Below are 24,645 nucleotides of genomic sequence, written 5' to 3'. Positions count from 1 at the left end.
GTTCATTTTTGTTGGGGGTGAGCCCATGGACTGGAACGACTTGCGCGTCTTTCTGGCGATTGTCCGCACCGGCTCGCTGGGCGCTGCCGCGAAGCAACTGGGCGTTAGCCATCCCACCGTAGGACGGCGGCTTCACGTCCTTGAGCAGCACAGCGGGCAGGTTTTTTTCCGCCGCACCGGGCAAGGTCTGGTGTTGACGGACAGCGGTGAGAAAATTCTGGGGCTGGCCGAGGAAATGGAGCGAAGCGCCCTTTCCATTGAGCGGCACCTGGCGGGCGACAGCGATCAACCTGAAGGACTGTTGCGAATTTCATCGGCGGACTGGTTCGCCTGCTATGTGCTCGCCCCTGTACTCGACGAAATGTCGCGACGGTACCCGTTGATCGTTCCAGAGGTGATCCCCGGACATCGCCTGTTCGATCTGACTCGCCGCGATGCGGATATCGCCTTTCGCATCGTGCCGTTCACCGAACCTGATATCGTTCAACGTCGACTGACGACACTCAGCTACGGACTGTACGTCGCCGCGCACTCGCCCTTCTCCCCCTCTGAAGAGGGAGAAGGCCTGGGGTTGATCCTCATGAACACAGCGCAAGCTCACTACCCCGACGTGCTTTGGCTACAGCAGATGTTTCCCCGCGCCAGAACCGTGTTCACCAGCAGCAGCCGTACCGTTCAGGCGCAAATGTGCGCCCGCGGATTGGGTGTGGCGGTCTTGCCACGGGTGCTTGGCGATCAGTTGACCGCCCTGAGATGGGTAGACGTCGGCAGTGAACCACCAGGACGTGATATCTGGATGGGTTATCACCACGACATGAAGCAGATGGACAGGCTCCGCGCCCTGGCGGATCTCGCGGGTGAAATGATTGGTACGTAGGGCCTCGCTTTGCGAGGGTCAGTCCCGATAAGTAAGTAGATATCTGGAATGACGCGGCTGGTCTGTATTGGTTGCGTGCGTTGATAGGTATCACCGAGGCAGGTTTTCACACATCCGTGGGGAGCAACCACATTGGAATTGAGACAGCTGCGCTATTTCGTAAAAATCATCGAGCTTGGCAGCCTGGGGCGTGCGGCACTTGAACTGGACGTAGGCGTGTCAGCCCTCAGTCAGCAAATCTCCAAGCTGGAAAGCGAACTGTGCACCCGCCTCCTGAACCGAACCTCCACCGGCGTCACGCCCACTAGCGCCGGATTTGCGTTTTTACACCATGCCCAATTGACGCTACGCCAGGCGGAAAACGCCATCATGGCCGCCCATCGCGGGCGAATGAGCGGTTATGTCAGCGTTGGCTTACCGCCGACTACCGCAACGGTGCTCGCGTTGCCATTGATCAACGCAATGCGTGCGCGTTATCCGGACATACAACTGCATTTGGTGGAAATGCTTTCCGGCCACTTGGCGGCACAGCTCAACGCACGGCAGATTGACTTGGCCATCCTCTTCCAGCTCGAAGGAGGTAAACGTTGGAGCGTGACGCCGCTGCTGGATGAAAAGCTGTTTGTCATTGCCTCGCCCAGCCTCCCTCAAGCGCCTTCTGGTGACAGCGTGCAGTTAGCCGACCTCGGCGGCCTGCCGCTGGTCATGCCCAGTGCGCAACATGGATTGCGCTCGGCATTGATGAGCGCGTTCGAGCGGGTCGGGCTAACACCCAATGTCATTATGGAAGTCGACGGTCTCGCTGTTTTGATGAACGCCGTTCGGGCCGGTCATGCGGCAACGATACAACCGGGGGCGGCCGCTGCATTGAAAGACGGGTCCGGACTTTCACTGGTCAGGATTGCCGATCCCCATGTGGGCCGGCGTAATCTTCTGGCGACGCTGGCTGACGATGAACTCTCTCCGGCAGCGCTGGCAACGCGGTTAGTCATCGTCGATGTTGCGCGACAGTTGGTCGTCGACAAACAGTGGCCTGGAGCTACGTGGATAGAAGGGGTAGACGCGTAATCCTCCTTCAACCCAGACATCTCCTGACGACACGGCCTTTAGAAAAACTAAACACCCCGCATCAAAAGCAGTCTTTCGGCCACTCCCTCCCCACCCTATCGTTCTCCCCACTCGCAAGGAGCACTTCGTTCCCGCTTCCTTGCAAATCGAGGAGCGATAATGATCGATGTCTTAATCATAGGGGGTGGCAACGCTGCCTTGTGCGCCGCTCTGATGGCGCGAGAAGCGGGCGCCAGCGTGATGCTACTGGAAGCCTCTCCGAAAATCTGGCGCGGGGGCAACTCCCAACACACCCGTAACCTGCGGTGCATGCACGACGAACCGCAGGACGTGCTGATCGATACCTATCCGGAAGAAGAATACTGGCAAGACCTGTTGAAGGTTACCGGTGGCCTCACGGATGAAAAGCTTGCACGCATTGTAATTCGGGCATCGTCTTCTTGCCGCGATTGGATGCGTTCACACGGCGTGCATTTTCAGCCATCGCTGTCCGGCGCGCTGCACGTGGCGCGGACCAATGCATTTTTCATGGGCGGCGGCAAAGCGCTGGTCAATGCGTATTTCCGCAGCGCCGAGCGCCTGGGTGTAAAAGTTCGATACAACACGCAAGTGACCGACATCGAGTTGGATGAGGGGAAATTCGTCGCCGCCCATGTGGGCGAACATGAGGTCGATGGTCAGCGTTTCGCCGCAGAACGCATTGAAGCCCGGGCCTGCGTGTTGGCGGCCGGCGGCTTCGAATCCAACCGTGAATGGCTCCGCGAAGCCTGGGGTCAGAACGAACGCGGTGAATGGCCATCGGATAATTTCCTGATCCGGGGCACCCGATTCAACACCGGCATTTTGCTACGCCGCATGCTCGACCTGGGCGCAGATGTGATCGGCGATCCGACGCAAGCACACATGGTCGCGATTGATGCCCGCGCGCCATTCTACGACGGCGGCATCTGCACCCGAATCGACTGCGTATCGCTGGGTGTGGTGGTCAATCGTGATGGCGAACGCTTCTACGACGAAGGTGAGGATTTCTGGCCAAAACGTTATGCGATCTGGGGGCGTCTGGTGGCCGGGCAACCCGGTCAGCAGGCGTATTCGATCATCGATCAACAAGCCATTGGCCGCTTCATGCCGCCGGTTTTTCCCGGAACCACCGCCAATACCCTGCAAGACCTTGCCCGTCTGTTGAAGCTGCCTCAAGAAAAATTCGTCAAGACTGTCGAGGACTACAACAGCGCCTGCCACGTTGGCACGTTCGATCACACGGCGTTGGACGACTGCCACACCCAAGGACTGACGCCCGCCAAAACCCATTGGGCGCGGCCATTGGTGAAACCACCTTTCTACGCGTACCCGCTTAAACCGGGTGTCACATTCACCTATCTCGGACTCGCTACCGACGAAACCGCTGCCGTGCATTTCAACGGCAAAGCGAGCCCCAACCTGTTCGTCGCGGGGGAAATGATGGCCGGCAATGTTCTGGGTAAGGGCTACACCGCAGGCATCGGCATGGCCATCGGTACCGCGTTTGGCCGCATCGCCGGTGCGCAGGCGGCCGCTTCGGTGGGCTTTGGCATTTCATCTGCAAACACGGAGCCTCGACATGCAACTGTTTGATCCCCAAGCGCCGGACGGGCTGATCCCGGTGTTGAATCTTGACGAAAGTGAAGTCCAGCGGCAGATGACCATCTGCAATGCCTGTCGTTATTGCGAAGGCTTTTGCGCGGTATTTCCGGCGATGACCCGGCGCTTGGAATTCACTCAGGCCGACATCCATTACCTGGCGAACTTGTGCCATAACTGCGGCGCGTGCCTGCACGCCTGTCAGTACGCCGCCCCACACGAATTCGACGTCAACATACCCCAAGCCATGGCCAAAGTGCGCCTGGATACTTACGCCGAATACGCCTGGCCGCAAGCGCTGGGCAAGTTGTATCAGCGCAACGGCCTGACCCTGGCGCTGGCTTCCGGTGGGGGACTGGCGTTGTTTTTATGCCTGACCCTGATGCTCATGGGCAACCTGTTCACGGCCATTTCCGGAGGTGACTTCTACAAGATTTTCCCGCATAACACCCTGGCGCTGATGTTTGGCTCAGTGTTCGGCTTTGCGGTACTCGCCCTGACCATGGGTGTACGGCGCTTCTGGCGCAACGTTTCACCGGTCGCAGCGCCACTGCCGTTGAAAACGTCCGCGGCATTGGAGGCTACGGCCAACATCGCGAAGCTCAAATACCTGGACGGCGGTCATGGCGAAGGCTGCAATAACGCCGACGATCAATTCACCTTGTGGCGCCGCCGATTCCACCACCTCACCTTCTACGGCTTCATGCTGTGCTTCGCCGCCACCGGTGTCGCCACGCTCTTTCACTATCTGCTGAAGTGGTCGGCGCCTTATCCGATCTTCAGCTTGCCGGTGATGTTGGGTATTGCCGGTGGTATCGGCCTGCTGATCGGCCCGGCGGGTCTTCTTTGGCTGAACCTGCGTCGCAACCCTGCGCACGGCGATGAGAACCAAAAACCCATGGATCGCGGTTTCATCGCGCTGCTGTTTCTGGTCAGCGCAAGCGGCCTGGCGCTGCTGGCTTTTCGTGAAACCAGTGCCTTGGGCTTCATGCTGGCGATTCATCTCGGCCTGGTCATGGCGTTTTTCTTGACCATGCCCTACAGCAAATTCGCCCATGGCATATTCCGCAGCGCAGCGCTGCTCAAACACGCCATAGAGAAGCGTCAACCCAACCCGATCAATGCTGGCAGCGACTGACAACGGCAACAACCCGAGCCAAGGGGTCTATAAATAAAAAAGGGTCGCGAGATAAAATCTCGCAACCCTTTGAATTATATGGTCGGGACGGAGTGATTCGAACACTCGACCCCTAGCACCCCATCTCCTTTTTCATACTTCCTTGAAAGATCCCAAAATTTTACTCTGGACTTTTCCAAGCCAGTATTTACTTGGGCTCTAGACCTTGGATCTATTACATCGAAAGCCATTACCGCCTTTTTAAGGCGATCAGCCAACCTCCTGTGTATTGCGCAAAAAACGCTCAAGCACATTTTTGGTGATCATCTCGGTGTAGATGTCTGCCTGCATGAGCCCATGTACCCATTCGCATGTGGCGGCAGTAAAGACCTCACCTCGACCTTTGTGAAAGTGCACCACCATGCCGGCCCCGCGGCTATGCAAATCGATGCTGGCGTCGTTAAGGTCAGGCGCCAGGATGGAAGCACGAAACCGGGCATCGCCATCGCCGAGCATGAATGAATAGGCGTCCTCGGCGCGGCCATGCTCGGCATTGGTCGCCCAGCCCATTGCCAGGATTTGCAATCCGCAGGGCGCACCGTCTGTGCAGAGCGGTTCTGGAAGGCCGTCGACGAACGTGTATTCCAGGCCATCCACCTCATAACCAAAGATGTTGGCTTCGTCTCCGAACATGTCCGCGTAACCCAGGCCCGTCCCCATGAACGCCCAGTGCTTAGGCCTGAAAACTGTGTACCCGCGTGGGTTGCGCGGTGCCATTCCCCCAAAGCTGCCGTATATCCCGCGCAGAGCATTCACCCCGAACGTCGTTGCCCCGGGGTGATTTACCCTCGGATCTTCCCAAGCCCCCGTTAGCCGATGAGGCTCGGTAGCGGCCACAGGATCGAGCGCACCGGCATCGTACTTGTAGGCCACTTGCCGCCGGCCACCGTCTTCCAAGCGGATCTGCCACATAAAATTGCCAGCAAAGCGCGCGACCTTGCCACCCTCCTCGACAAAGGCGTCGACATGGTCGCGCATTTCCCGCGTCCAGTACTCGTCGTGCCCGGCGAAGACGGCGCAGGCGTAGCCCTCAAGCGCGTGCTGGTCATGATGCAAATCGTCCTGGGTCAGGATATGCACTGTATAACCTTGCCGCTCGGCCCAAACCACAAAAGGTCTCTCGTAAGAAGCCCACCCCGCCAGCGCGTAGTACTTGGCGTAACCGTTGAGGCTGGCCCATTCGATAAACTCATAGCGCGACGGCCCTGGCTTGCGGGGCCGGGTCGCGTTGACGCAACGGGGCGCATCCTCCGGCAGCCACACCTGCCCTCGCGCCCAAGGGCGCTGCGCCGACAGCAACGGTGATCGACCACGCGGCGTGCCGGGGTGGATGCCAAAGTAATGATTGGCACCGCCCCAGTCGTTATAAGCGGCCCACGTCGATGTGGCTGCGACGAGCGCCAAGGCATCGGCACGCTTGCGCAGCGCCTTAACGATGAACAGATGATGCCCAAGGACGCTGTCGTCGCCGCCCCGTACTTCCACTATATAGGCACCCTGCTCGGCATCCGCCGGGATTGTCCATTGCATGAAGGCAGGCCATTGGCAGCCCTGCTCATAGGCACGCTCGGGAATGGGGTGGAATCGAGCATCAAGGTTTTCGGTGGTATGCAGCGTGCGGGCGATGGCGCCATCACGGTAGATCCGGAGTCTCACTTGCGGGCGGTTCGACGACAGATACAGGCAAACCGAATCACCCGGGCTATAGGCGCGGCGATCGGAGTAGCACCAGGCGGCCGCCGGGCCCGACTCGGAAGGGACTTCGACCCAGGTCTCGCGTGCGGCCTGACGTGGCCCCGACGTCTGGCTGACGGTCACGTTGGCGCCCGGTCGTTCGCCTCGTGCAGCGGCGTTTATGAGGTCTATGGAACTCATAGAGTCGCACTCCTTTGTTCGGCCGACTCTACGGCTCGACCAGCCAATGTATGTACGCTGACTCGAACGCCAGGCGCCTCGATGTGCGCAAGGTCCATGCCCGCCGTTTCGTCGATAAGGAACCCTGCCAGGACAGTGACTATGCCCAACCCGATGACATAGCTGACGTAGAAGTAGCCAAGGTCGGCGCCGCTAAGATAGTTGTGTAGATAAGGGGCGGTGCCGCCAAAGATCGCCACTGAAACCGATGAGACAAAACCGACGCCCTGAGCCCGCGCCTGGGTCGGCACCTGCTCGGACAGCACTGCAGGGAAAATCGCCGCGATCAACGACCAGGCGCCGAGCCCCAGCACCTGTGCCAGGAACAGCGTGTAGGGTTCAGTGGTCACCATTATCGAGATGGGATAGGTCAGCACGATCACACCCAGGCCCCAGGCGATGACCATGGGCCGGCGTCCTACCCGATCGGACAACATTCCGCAGACCGGCAACCAGCACACGCAGAGGATCTGCGCGAGAAGGCTGGCCACATAGGCACCCGTGGCGTCCATACCCTGGGCAATCGCCGTCGAAGCGCCGAACGTGACCCACGCGTAGTAAGTGACATTGGCGGCCGCTGCAAGCATGACGATGTTACGCGCGACGCGTAGCATCTCCCCTGTGGACAGCTTGCGCGGCGGCCGCGCTTGCCCCTGCTGCTCTACGAACACATGAGATTCCTGCGCACTACGGCGTAAAAACAGCGCATAAATACCAAGTACTCCACCAATGGCGAAACCGATCCTCCAGCCGTAGTCACCCATGGCCTGCGCGCCCAGCAGCCAGGTCAGCAACGCCGCCACGGCCGTTGCTGCCATCACTCCCAGCGTCACCCCCACATAAACGGAACTCGACCATAAGCCACGGTGCTTGCTTGGGGCGATCTCTGCGACATAGGTGTAGGACACCCCTGTCTCACCGCCATGGGCGAGCCCCTGCACCAGGCGGAAAAACAGCAGCGCGACCGAGGCATTCAGGCCGATGCTCTGGTAATCAGGGATAAGCGCGATGCCAAGGCTGCTGATCGCAAGCAGCAGCATGGTGATCACCATGATGGTCCGCCGCCCCAGTCGGTCGCTCAGTCGGCCAAACAACCATCCGCCCACAGGGCGAGCGACAAAGCCAACCGCAAACACGGCAAGGGTCGAGAGCATCGCCGAGCGCGCATCGGTCTTGTCGAACAGATTGCTTGCCAGATACACCGAAAAAGTTGCGTACAAGGTCCAGTCAAACCATTCGAGCGCATTGCCGATACCTGCCGCGCGCAACGATTTGAGGCGTCCTTGGTGAGACGTCGTATTGTTCATGGTGTATCTCCTGAATACGGACGGGATCGAAGCGGTTTGAGAAACCGGATCAAAGGTGCAACGCCGGCTTGGGCTGGCGAATACAATGCGCAGATGGGATTCGGATACGCAGTGCAATCAGCAACGCGGCCAGCAGCATCAGCACGGCCGCCGCTACGAACACTCCTGCACTGCCTCCGAGGCTGAACATTGCACCGCCAGCGGCCGCGCCCGTTGCGATGGCGGACTGCACAGATGCCACCACCATGCCCCCGGCGCTTTCCGCCTGATCAGGTACCGCTCGGGCGACCCAGTTCGACCACGCCACCGGCACACCACCAAAGGCCAGGCCCCAGATCGCCAGCAGTACCGCCTGCCCCGGCACCGACGCCGGCAACAGCACCAACGCCAGTGCTGCGACGCCGACCAGCGAGGGCATCAGCACCAGAGTGGCCAGAGGGTGGCGCTCCAGAAACCTCCCGGCTAACAGCGTGCCGACGAAGTTCGCCACACCGAACCCCAGCAACATCAGTGACAGCCCTTGCGGGCCGATGCCGGTAGTCCCTTCAAGGAATGGCCGAACGTAAGTGAACATCGCGAAGTGCCCGCTGTGCACCAGCACGCAACCGAACATGCCCATGGCAATGCCCGGGCGCTGCAACACCTCGAGCACGGTGCGCAGGCGTGCCGGCCGGCGCGGCGCAAGGCGCGGGAGAGTGAGCGACTGGAAAGCCAGGGTCACTATGCCGACCGCCGCCGCTGCAAAGAACGCGCTGCGCCAGCCATATAACCCGCCCAGATAACTCCCCAGCGGCACTGCAACTACCGTCCCGATGGCAATGCCGCTGAAAATGATCGAAAGCGCCCGAGGCAACAAAGCACTCGGCACCAAGCGCATCGCTACCGCCGCCGCCATGCTCCAGAAACCGCCAAGGGCAATGCCCAGCAAGATGCGCATCAACAACAGCACCGCGAAGCTGGAGGAAATGGCGACCAACAGATTGGAAGCGACCATCAACGTGGAAAAACCCAGCAACACCCAACGTCGGTCGATGCCGCGGGTCAGGCCTGGCACCAACAAGCCAGCGAACAGCGCCACCACGGCTGTCACCGTTACCGCCTGGCCAGCCAGCGCTTCGGACACTCCCAGGTCGGTAGCCATCAGCGTCAACAAACTGGCCGGAAGGTACTCAGCGGTCAGTAACCCGAACACACCCATTGCCAACGAGAAGACGGCCATCCATGCGGGCGTCGCAGGCTCTACGTCCGCGCCGACGCCGGGATAGCGGTCGGATACGGCGTTACATACACAGTCAGTCATTGCTCGATCTCCCAATCTTCATTGCGAGCCGAAGTCTAGGCGCCGAAAACTGGATGATCTATGATCCTAAGTCTCAACTTTTTGACTAAAACACCTGAACGATGCCTGCAGATCAGTTTGCTCTTTCCTCGGACCTCATTAACGAGCTGTTGCGCGGCATGCGCCTGCGTGGCGTTGAATACCGGCGTATCCAGGCGGGTCCAACTTTTGGGCTGCGTTTCGCGGAAAAACCTGGGCACGCCTGGTTCCACTTCCTGGCCGTCGGCAATGCGGTACTGCGAATGGAGGACGGCAGCACCTACGCGCTGTCTGCCGGCAACGCCGTGTTCATCTCCCACGGCGCAGCTCATCAACTGTTTTCCCATCCGGACGCGCCTGTTCAGGACATTGATCGTCTAGGCGGCGCGCCCTTAGGTGACACCGTCAGCGCGGTGGATGCCGGAACCGATGCCAGTCCCACGCCGAGCACTATTTTGTTCAGCGGTTGCATGGAGTTTGAACTGGGTAGTATTCATGGCCTTGGCCGGCTGATGCCGGGCCTCATGCTGATTGATGCCGGCGGTCAGCGTTACCCCGGGCTGGTGCCGATACTGACCACCATGGAACGCGAGGTCAGCGCCGCCCGTGTCGGCTTCGCCGGGATCCTCGCGCGGTTGGCTGACGTGGTGGCTGCCATGGTCGTTCGTGGCTGGGTCGAGTGCGCCTGCGGGAATGCCTCTGGCCTGGTCGCCGCCTTGCGCGATCCACGCTTGGCCGGTGCACTGCTTGCGCTCCATCAACATCCGGGCCGCGACTGGACCGTTGCGCAGCTGGCCGAGCACTGCAATACCTCACGCTCGGTCTTCGCGGAGCGCTTCCAGGACACGATTGGCATGACCCCGCTGCGCTACGTCACCGAACTGCGAATGCGGCTTGCGAGCCAGTGGCTGACCCTCGAAAGGCTGCCGATTGAAGAGGTGGCGCAGCGTTTGGGCTATACATCCCAGGCCGCTTTCAGTCGTGCATTCAAGCGCATTACGGGTAAGACACCGGGTTTGAGTCGTAAGGTTAAGCAGCCCGCTACGACTTGAAACCGCGCGCAAGGAGTCGATGATCCGAGCCCCTGGCTCATTTACCACCCGTCACATCGAGGAATGTACCGGTAACAAATGACGCCTCCGCGCTGGCGAGCCATAGAATCGCCCGTGCCACTTCCTCGGGCTGACCGCCCCGCCCCATGGGGATCGAGTCCTTCACACGATCGACCCGCCCCGGCTCACCGCCACTGGCGTGCATGTCGGTATAGATATGTCCGGGGCGAATGCAGTTGACGCGTATCCCCTCCCGGGCCACCTCCTTTGCAAATCCAATGGTGAAGGTCTCCAAGGCGCCCTTTGACGCCGCATAGTCGACGTACTCATTGGGGCTGCCAAGGCGCGCCGAGGTCGATGAGACATTGATCACCACGCCTCCCGGGCCGTTGTGGCGGTAAGACATGCGCTTCACCGCTTGCTGAGCACAGAGTATTGGCCCAATGGCATTGACCGCAAAGATGCGCTGCATCCGCTCGAAGCCGAGGTCCTCCAGACGCGACTGATGCGCCAGCATCCCGGCGTTATTGACCAGGACGTCGATGCGTCCGAACGAGTGGTCGATGGCTGTGAACAAATCGCAGACTTGTTGCGGGTCCGCACGATGGGCGCCAGCGCCACCCCCGCTGCCGTGATGCGTAACGCCTTGCCACATTCAAATAACTGCAGTCCCCAGAGCGCCTCGAGATGCTTGAGCTGGTGACTGACCGCGCTTTGAGTAACATTTAGCTCCTGTGCGGCTGAAGTGAAGGTCAAGTGCCGGGTGGCAACTTCGAATGCGCGCAAGGTCGCGGTAGGCGGCAGGTCTCTCATAAGGGCAATATCCGGCGAGTGATCAAAACAGAGCATGCATGAACGCAAGCTCATGATAGAACCAAGCCCACTCGAAACAACACTTAGGGAACCATCGCATCAGCGTCAGCGGCTTCCCTCTCTTTTGAAGGTTCCACTGAGAGCCAGTGATTTTGTAGAGTAAAAACGCATAAAAATAAAAAGGGGTCGCGAGATAAAATCTCGCAACCCCTTGAATTATATGGTCGGGACGGAGTGATTCGAACACTCGACCCCTAGCACCCCATGCTAGTGCGCTACCGGACTGCGCTACGCCCCGACTAGGCGTGAATCTTGTTCCGCTTCTCAACGGAACGCTCAGGAATATATCGCAAGCTTTTGAAAACTGGAAGTATTTAAAGCAGAAATTTTATTTCTTGAGCACCACCAGCACATCTTCAAGCTCGGCGATCATCTGGCGGATCATTTGTTTGTACTGGGTTGTATCGTCCTTTGCCTCATCACCGGAGAGGCGCAGGCGTGCGCCGCCGATGGTGAACCCCTGGTCGTACAGCAGCGCGCGGATCTGCCGGATCATCAGCACGTCTTGTCGCTGATAATACCGGCGGTTTCCGCGGCGCTTGACCGGGTTGAGTTGAGGAAACTCCTGCTCCCAATAGCGCAGCACGTGCGGTTTTACCGCACACAGCTCGCTGACTTCACCAATGGTGAAGTAGCGTTTGCCCGGGATGACGGGTAGTTCGTCGTTATGACTTGGTTCCAGCATAAGCCTCAACTCGGGCCTTCAACTTCTGCCCTGGACGAAAGGTGACCACACGGCGAGCCGTGATCGGGATTTCTTCTCCCGTTTTCGGATTGCGGCCAGGCCGCTGGCGTTTGTCCCGAAGGTCGAAATTGCCGAAACCGGACAACTTGACCTGTTCGTTGTCTTCGAGAGCGTGCCTGATTTCTTCGAAAAACAGTTCGACCAATTCTTTGGCCTCCCGTTTATTCAGGCCCAGCTCCTCATACAGACGTTCCGCCATCTCAGCTTTCGTCAGAGCCCCCATACGTCACTTCCTTAACGTGGCGTTCAACCTGTTTTCGAGCGAGGTGAGGATATTCTGCGTTGCGGTATTCACCTCATCGTCATTAAGAGTGCGCGATGGATGCTGCCAGGTCAAGCCAACTGCAAGGCTTTTTCTATGCGGATCAATGCCTTTACCCTGATACACGTCAAATAGCCTGAGGTCCGTCAGCCATTCGCCTGCATTTTCACGGATTACCTCCAGCACAGCGCTGGATGCAACGTCGCGATCGGCCAGCAACGCAAGGTCACGACGCACTTCAGGAAAGCGCGATAACTCTTGGAATTTCGGCATTTTCCCTTGGGCCACTTCGGCCAACACCAGCTCGAAAACGAAGACTGGACGGTCGAGGCCCAGGGTTTTCGACAGTTCCGGGTGGATGGCACCGACATAGCCGACTTCACGCCCGTCTCGCTCGATGCGGGCGGTCTGCCCTGGGTGCAGCGCCGGATGCTTGCCTGGTACGAAAGTGAATGCGTCGAGCGCGCCGGCGAAGCCCAGCACCGCTTCCACGTCAGCCTTGACGTCGAAGAAGTCGACGACATCGCGACCTTGTGCCCAGCCTTCCGGCAAGCGACTGCCGCAGACGACACCGGCCAGCATCGACTCCTGCTTCAAGCCGTCCAGCTGACCGACGAAGCGCAGGCCGCTTTCGAACAGACGCACGCGATCCTGCTGACGGTTCAGGTTGTGCTGCAGAGACTTGACCAGGCCCGGCCACAGGGACGAGCGCATGGCCGCCATGTCGTTGGAAATCGGGTTGGCCAGCAACAGCGGCTCGACACCCGGATTGAACAACTCGAACTGGCGCGGATCGATGAAGCTGTAGGTGATCGCTTCCTGATACCCACGGGCCACCAGCAGGCGGCGCAGTTCCGGCAGGTCGCTGCGGGCTTCGGCCTTGGCTTGCGGGGCCAGGCGCGCTTGCGGGTAGCGGACCGGCAGACGGTTGTAGCCATACAGGCGGGCCAGTTCTTCGATCAGGTCGACTTCCAGGCTGATATCGAAGCGATGGCTTGGCACTTCGACGCGCCACTGCCCTGCCCCATCGGCGCTGATGTTCAGGCCGAGGGCGCTGAGCAGGCGTTCGACTTCGGCCGGCGCCATTTCCATGCCCAGCATCTGGGTGATGCGCTGGGCACGCAGAGTGACCGGTGCAATCTTCGGCAGGTGCTCTTCGCTGACGGTCTCGATGATCGGGCCGGCTTCGCCACCGGTGATCTCCAGCAGCAGGCCGGTGGCGCGCTCCATGGCTTCACGGGCCAGCTGCCAGTCCACACCACGCTCGTAGCGGTGCGAGGCATCGGTGTGCAGGCCATAGGAACGCGCCTTGCCAGCGACGGCGATCTGGTCGAAGAACGCGCTTTCCAGGAATACATCGCGGGTCGTGGCGGATACACCACTGTGTTCGCCGCCCATGACGCCAGCAATCGCCAAGGCGCGGGTATGGTCGGCAATCACCAGGGTGTCGCTGCGCAGGGTCACTTCCTGGCCATCGAGCAACACCAGCTTTTCACCCTCTTCGGCCATGCGCACGCGGATGCCACCCTTGATTTCGGCGAGATCGAACGCATGCAACGGTTGACCCAGCTCCAGCATCACATAGTTGGTGATGTCGACGGCGGCGTCGATGCTGCGCACGTCGGCACGACGCAGGCGCTCGACCATCCACAGCGGTGTTGGCTTGGACAGGTCGACGTTGCGGATCACACGCCCCAGGTAACGCGGGCATGCCGCCGGCGCCAGGACCTCAATCGAACGCACTTCGTCATGCATCGCCGGCACGGTTGCGACCACAGGACGCGTCACGGGGGCGGCATACAGCGCGCCGACTTCGCGGGCCAGGCCGGCCAGGGACAAGCAGTCGCCACGGTTCGGCGTCAGGTCGACCTCGATGCTTGCATCGTCCAGACCCAGGTACTCACGGATGTCCTGGCCCACCGGCGCATCAACCGGCAGTTCCATCAGGCCATCGTTACCCTCGCCGATCTGCAGTTCGGCCTGGGAGCACAGCATGCCGTTGGACTCGACGCCACGCAGCTTGGCCTTCTTGATCTTGAAGTCGCCTGGCAGCTCGGCACCGATCATGGCGAACGGGATCTTCAGGCCCGGACGCACGTTGGGTGCGCCGCAGACCACCTGGAAGGTTTCCGCGCCATTGCTGACCTGGCAAACCCGCAACTTGTCAGCGTCCGGGTGTTGCTCGGTGCTCAACACCTCGCCCACCACCACGCCGCTGAATTCTCCGGCGGCCGGCGTTACGCTATCGACCTCAAGACCGGCCATCGACAGGCGAGCGACCAGCTCGTCCTGGCTTACCTGCGGGCTTACCCAGCCGCGCAGCCATTGTTCACTGAATTTCATCCTGTTCTCCTAATAAATTCGTTACCACGACCTAGCGAAATTGCGCAAGGAACCGCAAGTCGTTGTCGAAGAACAGGCGCAAGTCATTCACACCGTAACGCAGCATGGCCAGGCGCTCGGCGCCCATGCCGAAAGCAAAACCCGAGAATTCTTCCGGATCGATACCGGACATACGCAGCACGTTCGGGTGAACCATCCCGCAGCCCATCACTTCCAGCCAGCCAGTCTGCTTGCAGACACGGCAGCCTTTACCGCTGCACATCACGCACTCCATGTCGACTTCAGCGGAGGGCTCGGTGAACGGGAAGTACGAAGGGCGGAAACGCACCGCCAGTTCTTTTTCGAAGAACACCCGCAGGAACTCTTCGATCGTGCCTTTAAGATCGGCGAAATTGATGTCGCGGTCGACCAGCAGGCCTTCGACCTGGTGGAACATCGGCGAGTGGGTGATATCGGAGTCGCTGCGGTACACACGGCCTGGGCAGACGATGCGGATCGGCGGCTGCTGCGATTCCATGGTGCGGACCTGTACCGGCGAGGTATGGGTGCGCAACAGCATGTTCGCATTGAAATAGAAGGTGTCATGCATCGACCGGGCCGGGTGATGGCCTGGGATGTTGAGTGCCTCGAAGTTGTGGTAGTCGTCTTCGACCTCAGGGCCTTCGGCAATGCCGTAGCCGATGTGGGTGAAGAACTGCTCGATGCGTTCCAGGGTCCGGGTCACCGGATGCAAGCCACCGGAAGTCTGGCCACGGCCAGGCAGGGTCACGTCGATGGACTCGGCGGCGAGCTTGGCAGCCAGGTCCGCCTCCTCGAGCAATGCCTTGCGCGCATTGAGGACTTCTGTGACACGCTCCTTGGCAACGTTGATCAGCGCACCGACCTGCGGACGCTCTTCGGCTGGCAGGTTCCCCAGGGTCTTCATCACCTGGGTCAACTCGCCCTTCTTGCCAAGGTAGTGAACCCGGATTTGCTCCAGGGCATTGATATCTTCAGCGCTTTGCACAGCCTCTAGTGCTTGAGCGACCAGCGCGTCCAGGTTTTCCATGTACAGACTCCAGATACAAAATAGGGGAAGAGCTTTAAGGCTCTTCCCCTATTTATGACGTTTGACACCTGGGCCCACAGAGGTGAGCCCGGGTGACTGCCGGGGGTACTTAAGCCAAGGTGGCTTTAGCTTTCTCGACAATCGCAGCAAACGCCGCTTTTTCGTTCACTGCCAGATCAGCCAGAACCTTACGGTCGATCTCGATGGACGCTTTTTTCAGGCCAGCGATGAAACGGCTGTAGGACAGACCGTTAACACGAGCACCAGCGTTGATACGAGCGATCCACAGAGCGCGGAACTGACGTTTTTTCTGACGACGGTCACGGTAGGCGTATTGGCCTGCCTTGATTACCGCTTGCTTGGCAACACGGAATACGCGGGAGCGCGCGCCGTAGTAGCCTTTAGCAAGTTTCAGAATTTTTTTGTGACGCTTACGGGCAATGACGCCACGCTTTACACGAGCCATGAGTTACTTCCTCTATTCTTGATCCAAAAATTAACGAAGGCGCAGCATGCGCTCGACTTTTGCCACGTCAGACGGATGCAGCAAGCTGCTACCGCGCAGTTGACGCTTACGCTTGGTCGACATTTTGGTCAGGATGTGGCTCTTGAAAGCGTGCTTGTGCTTGATACCGTTAGCAGTTTTCAGAAACCGCTTAGCAGCACCACTTTTGGTTTTCATCTTTGGCATGTTCGGATACTCCGCATTCAGTTGATAAACATAATCGCAAGGCCTGCCGTGCCCTGTTGATTACTTCTTCTTTTTCGGGGCGATGACCATGATCAGCTGGCGTCCTTCCATCTTAGGATGCTGTTCGACCGAACCGTACTCGAGCAGGTCTTGTTCAACCCGCTTGAGGAGTTCCATCCCCAGCTCCTGGTGGGCCATCTCACGGCCGCGGAATCGCAAGGATACCTTGGCCCTGTCCCCGTCACTCAGGAAACGTACCAGGTTGCGCAGTTTTACCTGGTAATCCCCTTCCTCCGTCCCTGGACGAAACTTGATTTCTTTTACCTGAATCTGCTTCTGGTTTTTCTTCGCCGCGGCAATCTGCTTCTTCTTCTCGAAGATCGACTTGCCGTAGTCCATCACCCGGCAAACCGGTGGGACTGCGTCCGCGGAAATTTCTACCAGATCAAGCTTTGCTTCTTCAGCAATACGAAGCGCTTCATCAATCGAGACGATGCCAATCTGCTCGCCGTCAGCGCCAATTAACCGAACCTCGCGTGCCGAGATATTCTCGTTGATCGGGGCTTTCGGTGCAGCTCGTTTATCTTGTCTCATTTCACGCTTAATAATAATTACTCCAAATCTGGGCGACCACGCCGGGAAACCGCTTGCGCGAGGAACTCAGCGAATTCGGCGACGGGCATCGAGCCCAGGTCAGCACCTTCACGAGTACGCACAGCGACAGTCTGCATCTCGACCTCCCGATCTCCAATAACCAAGAGAAAGGGAACCTTGAGCAAAGTATGCTCGCGGATTTTAAAGCCGATCTTTTCATTTCTCAAGTCGGACTTGGCACGAAATCCGCTTTGGTTGAGAGTTTTTTCGACTTCGGCGGCAAAATCTGCCTGTTTATCAGTGATATTCATGATCACTGCCTGGGTCGGTGCCAGCCACGCAGGGAACGCACCCTCGTAGTGTTCGATCAGAATCCCGACGAAACGCTCGAACGAACCGAGGATCGCGCGGTGAAGCATGACCGGGTGCTTGCGGCTGTTGTCTTCGGACACGTATTCGGCGCCCAGACGGATCGGCAGGTTAAAATCGAGCTGCAGGGTACCACACTGCCAGACGCGACCGAGGCAATCTTTCAGCGAGAACTCGATCTTCGGACCGTAGAAAGCCCCCTCGCCCGGCTGCAGGTCATACGCAAGGCCCGCGCTATCGAGGGCGGCGGCCAGGGCCGCTTCGGCGCGATCCCACAGCTCGTCGGAACCGACGCGTTTTTCCGGACGAGTGGACAGCTTCATCTCGACTTCGGTGAAACCGAAGTCCCGGTAGACGTCCATGGTCAGCTTGATGAAGGCGGCGGATTCGGCCTGCATCTGCTCTTCGGTGCAGAAGATGTGGGCATCGTCCTGGGTAAACGCACGCACACGCATGATACCGTGCAGCGCACCCGACGGCTCGTTGCGGTGGCAGGCACCGAACTCGGCCAGGCGCATCGGCAGCTCGCGGTAGCTTTTCAGGCCCTGGTTGAACACCTGCACATGGCACGGGCAGTTCATCGGCTTGATGGCGTAGTCGCGGTTTTCCGACTGGGTGGTGAACATGTTGTCGGCGTAGTTGGCCCAGTGCCCGGATTTCTCCCACAGGCTGCGGTCGACCACTTGCGGCGTCTTGATCTCCAGGTAGCCGTTTTCACGCTGGACCTGACGCATGTACTGCTCGAGCACCTGGTACAGGGTCCAGCCATTCGGGTGCCAGAACACCATGCCCGGGGACTCTTCCTGGGTATGGAACAGGCCCAGGCGCTTGCCGATCTTGCGGTGATCGCGCTTTTCGGCTTCTTCGATGCGCTGGATGTAGGCCGCCAGTTGCTTCTTGTCCGCCCAGGCAGTGCCGTAGACGCGCTGCAACTGCTCGTTCTTCGCATCGCCGCGCCAGTAGGCGCCGGACAGCTTGGTCAGCTTGAAGGATTTGAGGAAACGCGTGTTCGGCACGTGCGGGCCGCGGCACATGTCGACGTATTCTTCGTGGTAGTACAGGCCCATGGCCTGCTCGTCCGGCATGTCTTCCACCAGGCGCAGCTTGTAGTCCTCGCCACGGGCCTTGAAGACTTCGATGACTTCGGCGCGCGGGGTGACTTTCTTGATGACGTCGTAGTCTTTCTCGATCAGTTGCTGCATGCGCTGTTCGATGGCGGCCAGGTCGTCCGGCGTGAAAGGACGCTCGAAGGCGATGTCGTAATAGAAGCCTTCGTCGATGACCGGCCCGATGACCATCTTCGCGCTCGGGTACAGTTGCTTGACCGCGTGGCCAACCAAGTGTGCGCAGGAGTGGCGAATGATCTCCAGCCCCTCTTCATCCTTGGGCGTGATGATTTGCAGCGTCGCGTCGCTGTCGATGACGTCACTGGCGTCGACCAGTTTACCGTTGACCTTGCCGGCCAGGGTGGCCTTGGCCAGGCCCGCGCCGATGGATGCGGCGACCTCGGCTACGGAAACCGGGTGATCGAACGAACGTTGACTGCCGTCGGGAAGAGTAATAGTTGGCATGGCGCCTCCTCTCCTAGTGGTGACCCCTACCAAAGGTCACGTGGGTTGGGATGAGCCAGTACAAGATCCAGTCCAGGCCATTCAATGACGAACGCCTGCCTTACAGCGGCAGGAGCCTTGCGGCCAACCGGGAAAACCGAACCAGAGTGACTGGGATTCAAATCAGGGTTATTCGGACTCTTTGCCACCGGGACGAACGCTCGTCCGCAGCCTGGAAATAGCCGAGCCCGGCATGCTAGCACAGATGAACGGTCATCGATGCACAAGGCTGTCACAGGAAGGCAAATCGTCCGCTTTTATGCCAGAGTGCTGAACTTGATCGGCCCTAGCGCCCTCGAATCACAGAACATCGACCCACAAGGAGCATCCCCGCATGCGTCTCAATACCCTGTTCGCCGTAGTCGCCCCCATTGCTCTGCTGCTGCCGTTGAGTGCCCACGCCGAATGGCCAAAGGGCGAGCGGGATAAATACATGGCCCAATGCACGCAGGCGGCTACCCCGCAGATTGGCGCGGCGGCGGCCAAATCCCACTGCGCCTGTGGCGCCGACGCCATCAAGTCCTACCCGGCGAGTGATATCCAGGCGCTGATGGACAACCAGGCCACCCCGGAGCTTCAACAAAAAGCACTGGGCCAGATTGCAAAATGCAAGGCCACTGACAAGCCGAAAAAGTAAGGAAACAGGTCTTCCAGATAGACGCCACGAGGCTTAAAAACATTGATTTCAGGCTTTTTTGGACGATTTATTCAGGTTTTACAGCTTTTTTTATCGTCTTTACTTTCGGCTCAAGGCCTTTAAAACCGGGCCTTTCAGCGGGTAAAGGCGATAAAGTAAACACGACTGATTGGCAAACAGCGCCTGCGGGGGGCTCCCAAATCGAACATTTCGACTATGATACCCGGGTGTGCCCAGTTGGCCTGAGCAGCACAGTACACTGAAAATATATGTTTCTTGGAGATACACCATGTCTAATCGCCAAACCGGCACCGTTAAATGGTTCAACGATGAAAAAGGCTTCGGCTTCATCACTCCTCAAGGTGGCGGTGACGACCTGTTCGTACACTTCAAAGCTATCGAAAGCGACGGTTTCAAAAGCCTGAAAGAAGGCCAGACCGTTTCCTTCGTGGCTGAGAAAGGCCAAAAGGGTATGCAAGCTGCACAGGTTCGCCCAGAGTAATTTCTCGGCGCACAAAAAAACCCCGTCCATGTGACGGGGTTTTTTATGGGCGATTGAAAACCCTCAATCAGCCACAGTTCACCCGATTGATCACCAGGTTGGCATCGGTATTGAGGTTCAGGCGATCGGAGCGGTACTCGAGCGTGACCATGTCGTTGGGCTTGAGGATCCGGGCATTCTGCGCGCCGGCACGGGTACGGGCCTGCTCCAGCAACTGGGGCGAGGCCTTCTGGCCAATGGCGAACTCGGCGGCCTTTGCTTCGCAGCGGCTGTGACCGGTCTCGGCCGCCACAGGTTCGGGGGTCGATTCAGAGGTGCTGCTGCAACCGCTCAAGAGCATGGCGGCCAGCAAAGTACTCAATGACGCGAGCTTCCAAGGCATGAAGCCTCCTTTTTTCGATGAATAAACAGAGAGCGTGCGACAGCCTAAACGGCGCTTGGTTTCAACGCCGCAACCATCAGGCCGGGAAAGCTGGCAGTTTGCCTGAGCCCACGGCCCTGTTCAGGCCTGAATCGTGACTGGATATGAACGCGGCTCAATAAACGTCAATGTAATCGAAGGGCGGATTGGGCCAGTTGTCCTTCAGCGCGTTGTAGATCTGCATGACCCAGACCTCGTCGCTGGCAGCGACCCGGCCGACGTACCCCGAGCCCTTCGCCCACGTTTCGAGCCGAAACCGCAAACCCTCGATGTCAACGCCACCGACCACACCCGAGGACAGATAGGCGATGCCGTCCTTGGTCACGCGCAGCTGGGTATGCTCGTCGTCACTGGCCGAGGCCAGCAATTGACGAACCGCCTCGACGGTCAGGCCATCAGGAGCGTTCAAATCTATCTGCACGGCGAAGCCCCTTTGAAAAATAAAAGAACAAGTGTCGCACAGCCCTCCCCCAATGCCTAAGTCGCAGTGCCAAATCCCGGGCAAAAATGTTTAACTCAGCCTACAGACCTTCAACTCGCGAGCCCGACCATGAGTACCGTCAGTATCGAAGCCACCATCAATGCCAAATGGTCGGAGGGCCACAGCTCCTATAGCCCGGGCAGCCCGGAGGAGCTGGCAATCATCTGCATAGAATTGTTGGTGAAAGAGTTGGGGATAGAAGTCGCCCGCAACTTCATCCAGCAGACATTCGAGCGCTACCCGAGCATCGTCGACGCCGTGGATTGAGGCACGCGCCCGCAGGTCCAGCCTGGGGGCGCGCGATAGCCAGGCAGGTTATTTCAGGCGCGCCAGGCGCTCGGTCAGCAGGTCAAAGAACCCTTGGGCATCACCGTTTTCCACCCAGAACGCGTTCTTCGGCGCCTTCAGGCCGTCGTACCAGTCGACGATGGTCTGCCCGAACGTCGGCCCCTCGCGACTGTCCACGACGACATTGACTGAACGGCCAGTGAACAATTGCGGCTTGAGCAGGTAGGCAATCACGGTCGCGTCATGCACCGGCCCGCCCGTCATGCCGTAGTGCTCCATGTCGCCCTTGACGTATTCGTTGAGGATATCGCCCACCAGCTTGCTGGCATTGTTGTTCAGCGCCGCGATCTGCTTCAGGCGCGCCTCGCTGGTGAGAATCTTGTGGGTCACGTCCAACGGCAGGTAGGTCAGCTTCACACCGCTCTTGGCCACCACCTCGGCCGCCTGCGGATCGGCGAACAGATTGAACTCGGCCACCGGGGTGATATTGCCGCCGTTGAAGTGCGCACCGCCCATGATCACCACTTCTTTGATGCCCTGGACAATGTCCGGCTCCTGGATCAACGCCAGCGCCAGGTTGGTCTGCGGTCCCAGCATGGCAATGGTGATGCTGTGGGGCTTGGCCGCCTTCAGCGTGTCGATCAGGTAGTTGACGGCATTGCCTTCGGCGAGCCCCTTCTTCGGCTCATGCACCGTGACACCCGACAGGCCTTCCTTGCCATGGATGTTCTCTGCGTAGATGGGTGTGCGCATCAAGGGTTTCGGCGCGCCGGCGTAGACCGGCACGTCTTCGCGCCCCGCCCATTCACGGGCCAGGCGAGCGTTGCGCGAGGTCTTGTCCAGGCGCACATTGCCGGCGACGGTGGTCAGCGCACGGATATGCAGCTCCTCGGGCGACGCCAGGGCGAACAGCAGCGCCACCACGTCGTCGGCGCCTGGGTCGGTGTCGATGATCAGGTCGATCTTTTCCGCCGCCTGGGCGCTCGTTGCAGTGATCAATGACAAAAGCAGCAGACTCCGGATCAGTTGATGCATTTTCTCAGCATAGCGGTGCATGGCGCACTCCTTGTGCAGGGTTGAACAGGGTTAGAACGTCACTCCAGCGACCAGCACGATATTGCAGTACGGCGAGCATTCGCCTGTGCGAATGATCGCCCGCGCCTGTCGGCTGATGACCTTGAATTGCTCATGGCTGACCAACGCCCGCTCACCCAACGCCCCCTCGGCATTCAGTGACTCCAGGGTTGCCAGGGCCAACGGCTGTTTGTCGAGGATTTCCTCGGCCAGGACATGGCTTTCCACCTGCATTTCGCTGAGCACCACCTTCAAGGTACTGACGAAGTCAGGAATGCCATGGGTCAAGGCCAGGTCGATCAATTCGACCTGGGGCGGCACGGGCAGGCCGGCATCACCGATGACCACCTTGTCGCCATGGCCGAGGGAAGCGATCAGTCGGGACAGTGCCACATTCAACAACGGCGTCTTTTTCATGATTTGAAAGCCTGTACTTCCAGCAACGTGGGGATTGAAGGTTGCGCGCCGGCGCGGGTGACCGACAGCGCAGCGGCGACCTGGCCGAAACGAATCGCATCGACCTCGCTTTTGCCGCTGGCCAAGGCTGCCGCGAAGCCGCCGACAAAGGTATCCCCGGCGGCTGTGGTATCCACTGCCTTGACCCGCGGGGCCGGGAAATGCTCGAAGCTGGCGCCGTTGGCAAACATCAGCCCCTGGGCCCCCAGGGTGACGATCACCTTGCCGGCACCGGCGGCGATCAAATGCGCCGCGGCGGCCTCTGCGGTTTCCAGGGAATCCACCGCCAGCCCGCTCAGCACCGCGGCTTCGCTTTCATTGGGAATCAGGTAGTCGACGCAGGCGTACCAGTCGGCGGGCAACGCATGGGAAGCCGGCGCGGGGTTGAGGATGACGATTTTGCCCAACTCACGCCCGCGCTTGAGGGCATGGCCGACGGTGGCATCCGGCACTTCGAGCTGGCAGATGATGACATCGGCGCTTTGCAGCACGTCATCGACACCGTCCAGGACCTCGGCGGTGAGCGCACCGTTGGCACCGGCGACGATAACGATCGCATTCTGGCTGTTATCGTCGACGACAATCAGCGCCACGCCGCTGGACCCCTTCTCCACGCGGACCGCCTGGCAGTCGATGCCCTCGGCCAGCAACGCGCCGCGCAATTGTTCGCCATAGGCATCGTCGCCCACGCAGCCGACCATCGACACCTGCGCCCCCAGGCGCGCGACGGCTACCGCCTGGTTGGCGCCCTTGCCGCCCGGGATGGTGGCGAACGACTCGCCGATCAGGGTTTCACCGCCACGGGGCAAGCGCGGCGCCCGGGTCACCAGGTCCATGTTCAGACTGCCTATTACCACTACTTTTGCTGGCATACATCACTACTCATCAATTCGGTTCAGCGGTATTGGGCGAATGTACCGGACAGCGGTGCAGTCGACTCTCGCAAGACAATACTCGGCGTCACGATCCGCTGGTCGGTGGCAAGGCCCGGCGTAGCGATACGCCGCAGCAGCACTTCGGCCGCCATTTCCCCGAGCTGCAGGATCGACTGCCCCACCGTGGTCAACGCCGGGTAGACATAGCGGCTCATCTGGATGTCATCGAAACCGATGACCGACAGTTCGCTGGGCACACGCACATTGCGTTCAGCCGCGGCGCGCAGCACACCGATGCCGATCATGTCGTTGGCCGCGAAGATCGCGCTGGGCGGCAGCTGTTCAAGCAGTTGCGCAGCGGCGCGGTAACCGCCGGTACTGGTGAAATCGCTTTCGAGCATGCGCTCGACGGGCAGCTCGATCCCGGCCTCTTTCAGCGCCCGGCAGTAACCGGCCAAGCGCATCTGCGCCACGCTGGTATCGGCCGGACCGCCGATGAAGGCGATGTCGTGGTGACCCAACTCCAGCAGGTGCCGGGTCGCCAGGTAGGCGCCGTATTCATGATCGATGCGCACCAGGTCCGCGTCGACGCCATCGAGCCCACGGTCGACGATGACCATGGGCGTGCGCACGCTGGACAGGCCCTCGGCCAGGCCGACATCGCCTCCGGCGGACGCGAAGATCAGGCCATCGATGCGTTTTTCCAGCAGCACCCGCAGGTAGCTGCGTTGCTTGTCCGGGTTGTCGTCGGAGTTGCACAGGATCACGCAATAGCCGTTGCGCTCACAATAATCCTCGATGCCCCGGGCCAACTCGGCAAAGTAAGGGTTGAGGCTGTTGGGCACCAACAGGCCGATGGTCGCCGTGGTCTTGGCCTTGAGCGACCGGGCCACGGCGCTGGGCACATAGTCCAGGCGCTCGATGGCCGCCTCGACCTTGAGCCGCACCTCCTCGCTGACCGGCCGCGTCTTGTTCACCACGTGGGACACGGTGGTGTAGGAGATCCCCGCGAGCGCTGCTACATCCTTGATCGTCGCCATGGT

25 protein-coding genes, 1 tRNA gene and 2 pseudogenes are annotated in these 24,645 nt (G+C 59.7%); 8 read left to right on the top strand and 20 right to left on the bottom strand.

Annotation, left to right across the window (positions count from 1 at the left end; all coding sequences use genetic code 11):
• The first annotated feature begins 25 nt into the window (after positions 1–25).
• From BLU85_RS05615 to tcuB, 4 genes are all read left to right on the top strand, one after another.
• Positions 26–877: a LysR family transcriptional regulator gene (locus BLU85_RS05615; protein ID WP_092198972.1), complete on the top strand. Its 852-nt coding sequence runs from the start codon at positions 26–28 to the stop codon at positions 875–877.
• Between the two features lie 132 nt (positions 878–1,009).
• Positions 1,010–1,945, top strand: a complete 936-nt coding sequence (locus tag BLU85_RS05610) for a LysR family transcriptional regulator (protein WP_092198975.1) — start codon at positions 1,010–1,012, stop codon at positions 1,943–1,945.
• Positions 1,946–2,104: 159 nt separating this feature from the next.
• The gene (tcuA, locus tag BLU85_RS05605; RefSeq protein WP_092198978.1) at positions 2,105–3,559 is read left to right on the top strand and encodes an FAD-dependent tricarballylate dehydrogenase TcuA; all 1,455 of its coding nucleotides are present in this window, start codon (positions 2,105–2,107) and stop codon (positions 3,557–3,559) included.
• Positions 3,546–4,703, top strand: a complete 1,158-nt coding sequence (gene tcuB / locus BLU85_RS05600; RefSeq protein WP_092198980.1) for a tricarballylate utilization 4Fe-4S protein TcuB — start codon at positions 3,546–3,548, stop codon at positions 4,701–4,703. The genes tcuA and tcuB overlap by 14 nt, the downstream gene beginning before the upstream one ends.
• 249 nt (positions 4,704–4,952) lie before the next feature.
• Here tcuB and BLU85_RS05595 read toward each other — a convergent pair whose 3' ends face one another.
• Genes BLU85_RS05595 through BLU85_RS05585 form a run of 3 tightly spaced genes read right to left on the bottom strand, consistent with a single transcriptional unit; the run spans position 4,953 to position 9,263 of the window.
• A complete protein-coding gene (locus BLU85_RS05595) occupies positions 4,953–6,617 on the bottom strand; it encodes a N,N-dimethylformamidase beta subunit family domain-containing protein (protein ID WP_092198983.1) in 1,665 nt (554 codons plus the stop codon).
• A complete protein-coding gene (locus BLU85_RS05590) occupies positions 6,614–7,963 on the bottom strand; it encodes an MFS transporter (protein ID WP_092198986.1) in 1,350 nt (449 codons plus the stop codon). Before BLU85_RS05590 ends, BLU85_RS05595 begins: the two co-directional genes overlap by 4 nt.
• A 49-nt stretch (positions 7,964–8,012) precedes the next feature.
• The gene (locus BLU85_RS05585; RefSeq protein ID WP_092198989.1) at positions 8,013–9,263 is read right to left on the bottom strand and encodes an MFS transporter; all 1,251 of its coding nucleotides are present in this window, start codon (positions 9,261–9,263) and stop codon (positions 8,013–8,015) included.
• A 101-nt stretch (positions 9,264–9,364) separates the two neighbouring features.
• On the opposite strand from BLU85_RS05585, the gene BLU85_RS05580 reads away from it, so the two are divergent.
• On the top strand, positions 9,365–10,333 hold the full coding sequence (locus BLU85_RS05580; RefSeq protein WP_092198992.1) for an AraC family transcriptional regulator: 969 nt from the start codon (positions 9,365–9,367) through the stop codon (positions 10,331–10,333).
• 37 nt (positions 10,334–10,370) lie between these two features.
• Here the strand turns inward: BLU85_RS05580 and BLU85_RS05575 are convergent.
• The 11 genes and pseudogenes from BLU85_RS05575 to thrS all read right to left on the bottom strand — a co-directional run.
• Positions 10,371–10,943: pseudogene (locus tag BLU85_RS05575) on the bottom strand (SDR family oxidoreductase); the annotation flags it as partial.
• A pseudogene (locus BLU85_RS05570) lies at positions 10,931–11,146 on the bottom strand (LysR family transcriptional regulator); the annotation flags it as partial. The pseudogenes BLU85_RS05570 and BLU85_RS05575, both read right to left, overlap by 13 nt.
• A 221-nt stretch (positions 11,147–11,367) precedes the next feature.
• Positions 11,368–11,444 (bottom strand) — tRNA-Pro (locus BLU85_RS05565).
• 90 nt (positions 11,445–11,534) lie between these two features.
• Positions 11,535–11,891: a MerR family transcriptional regulator gene (locus tag BLU85_RS05560; RefSeq protein ID WP_003179985.1), complete on the bottom strand. Its 357-nt coding sequence runs from the start codon at positions 11,889–11,891 to the stop codon at positions 11,535–11,537.
• Positions 11,872–12,174: an integration host factor subunit alpha gene (gene ihfA / locus BLU85_RS05555; protein WP_002553164.1), complete on the bottom strand. Its 303-nt coding sequence runs from the start codon at positions 12,172–12,174 to the stop codon at positions 11,872–11,874. Before ihfA ends, BLU85_RS05560 begins: the two co-directional genes overlap by 20 nt.
• A gap of 3 nt (positions 12,175–12,177) precedes the next feature.
• Positions 12,178–14,556: a phenylalanine--tRNA ligase subunit beta gene (pheT, locus tag BLU85_RS05550; RefSeq protein WP_092198995.1), complete on the bottom strand. Its 2,379-nt coding sequence runs from the start codon at positions 14,554–14,556 to the stop codon at positions 12,178–12,180.
• Between the two features lie 31 nt (positions 14,557–14,587).
• Complete coding sequence (gene pheS, locus BLU85_RS05545; RefSeq protein WP_092198998.1) at positions 14,588–15,604, bottom strand: phenylalanine--tRNA ligase subunit alpha; 1,017 nt, start codon at positions 15,602–15,604, stop codon at positions 14,588–14,590.
• A 109-nt stretch (positions 15,605–15,713) separates the two neighbouring features.
• Positions 15,714–16,070, bottom strand: a complete 357-nt coding sequence (gene rplT, locus BLU85_RS05540) for a 50S ribosomal protein L20 (protein WP_002553161.1) — start codon at positions 16,068–16,070, stop codon at positions 15,714–15,716.
• 30 nt (positions 16,071–16,100) lie between these two features.
• The gene (gene rpmI, locus BLU85_RS05535) at positions 16,101–16,295 is read right to left on the bottom strand and encodes a 50S ribosomal protein L35 (RefSeq protein ID WP_002553160.1); all 195 of its coding nucleotides are present in this window, start codon (positions 16,293–16,295) and stop codon (positions 16,101–16,103) included.
• A 60-nt stretch (positions 16,296–16,355) separates the two neighbouring features.
• Positions 16,356–16,907 (bottom strand): translation initiation factor IF-3, encoded by a 552-nt coding sequence (gene infC, locus BLU85_RS05530; protein ID WP_169432615.1) that lies wholly within the window; start codon positions 16,905–16,907, stop codon positions 16,356–16,358.
• Positions 16,907–18,829, bottom strand: a complete 1,923-nt coding sequence (gene thrS / locus BLU85_RS05525; RefSeq protein ID WP_092199001.1) for a threonine--tRNA ligase — start codon at positions 18,827–18,829, stop codon at positions 16,907–16,909. The genes infC and thrS overlap by 1 nt, the downstream gene beginning before the upstream one ends.
• Positions 18,830–19,202: 373 nt before the next feature.
• On the opposite strand from thrS, the gene BLU85_RS05515 reads away from it, so the two are divergent.
• Positions 19,203–19,505 carry a TrbG/VirB9 family P-type conjugative transfer protein gene (locus BLU85_RS05515; protein ID WP_092199004.1) on the top strand — a complete coding sequence of 101 codons (303 nt, stop codon included), beginning with the start codon at positions 19,203–19,205 and terminating at the stop codon, positions 19,503–19,505.
• A 289-nt stretch (positions 19,506–19,794) separates the two neighbouring features.
• The gene (locus BLU85_RS05510) at positions 19,795–20,007 is read left to right on the top strand and encodes a cold-shock protein (protein ID WP_003179963.1); all 213 of its coding nucleotides are present in this window, start codon (positions 19,795–19,797) and stop codon (positions 20,005–20,007) included.
• A gap of 67 nt (positions 20,008–20,074) precedes the next feature.
• Here BLU85_RS05510 and BLU85_RS05505 read toward each other — a convergent pair whose 3' ends face one another.
• Both BLU85_RS05505 and BLU85_RS05500 read right to left on the bottom strand, forming a co-directional pair.
• Positions 20,075–20,389 (bottom strand): I78 family peptidase inhibitor, encoded by a 315-nt coding sequence (locus BLU85_RS05505; RefSeq protein ID WP_092199007.1) that lies wholly within the window; start codon positions 20,387–20,389, stop codon positions 20,075–20,077.
• Between the two features lie 154 nt (positions 20,390–20,543).
• Positions 20,544–20,849, bottom strand: a complete 306-nt coding sequence (locus tag BLU85_RS05500; protein ID WP_060738178.1) for a hypothetical protein — start codon at positions 20,847–20,849, stop codon at positions 20,544–20,546.
• Between the two features lie 129 nt (positions 20,850–20,978).
• On the opposite strand from BLU85_RS05500, the gene BLU85_RS05495 reads away from it, so the two are divergent.
• Complete coding sequence (locus BLU85_RS05495; RefSeq protein ID WP_072405216.1) at positions 20,979–21,176, top strand: hypothetical protein; 198 nt, start codon at positions 20,979–20,981, stop codon at positions 21,174–21,176.
• A gap of 48 nt (positions 21,177–21,224) precedes the next feature.
• On the opposite strand, the gene BLU85_RS05490 is transcribed toward BLU85_RS05495, so the two are convergent.
• The 4 genes from BLU85_RS05490 to BLU85_RS05475 are packed head-to-tail and all read right to left on the bottom strand — an operon-like array spanning position 21,225 to position 24,642.
• The gene (locus tag BLU85_RS05490; protein ID WP_092199010.1) at positions 21,225–22,253 is read right to left on the bottom strand and encodes a nucleoside hydrolase; all 1,029 of its coding nucleotides are present in this window, start codon (positions 22,251–22,253) and stop codon (positions 21,225–21,227) included.
• 30 nt (positions 22,254–22,283) lie between these two features.
• Entirely contained in the window at positions 22,284–22,688 is a 405-nt protein-coding gene (gene rbsD, locus BLU85_RS05485; protein ID WP_092199013.1) for a D-ribose pyranase, read from the bottom strand.
• On the bottom strand, positions 22,685–23,599 hold the full coding sequence (gene rbsK / locus BLU85_RS05480; RefSeq protein WP_092199016.1) for a ribokinase: 915 nt from the start codon (positions 23,597–23,599) through the stop codon (positions 22,685–22,687). The genes rbsD and rbsK overlap by 4 nt, the downstream gene beginning before the upstream one ends.
• Positions 23,600–23,622: 23 nt before the next feature.
• Positions 23,623–24,642, bottom strand: coding sequence for a LacI family DNA-binding transcriptional regulator (locus tag BLU85_RS05475; RefSeq protein WP_092199019.1), 1,020 nt, complete (start codon positions 24,640–24,642; stop codon positions 23,623–23,625).
• Positions 24,643–24,645: the final 3 nt, after the last annotated feature.

The organism is Pseudomonas sp. NFACC14, from assembly GCF_900106885.1.
GTDB classification, from domain to species: Bacteria; Pseudomonadota; Gammaproteobacteria; order Pseudomonadales; family Pseudomonadaceae; genus Aquipseudomonas; species Aquipseudomonas fluorescens_AA.
Note: the sequence above shows the minus strand (reverse complement) of the source record. Positions and strands in the feature narration are given on the sequence as shown.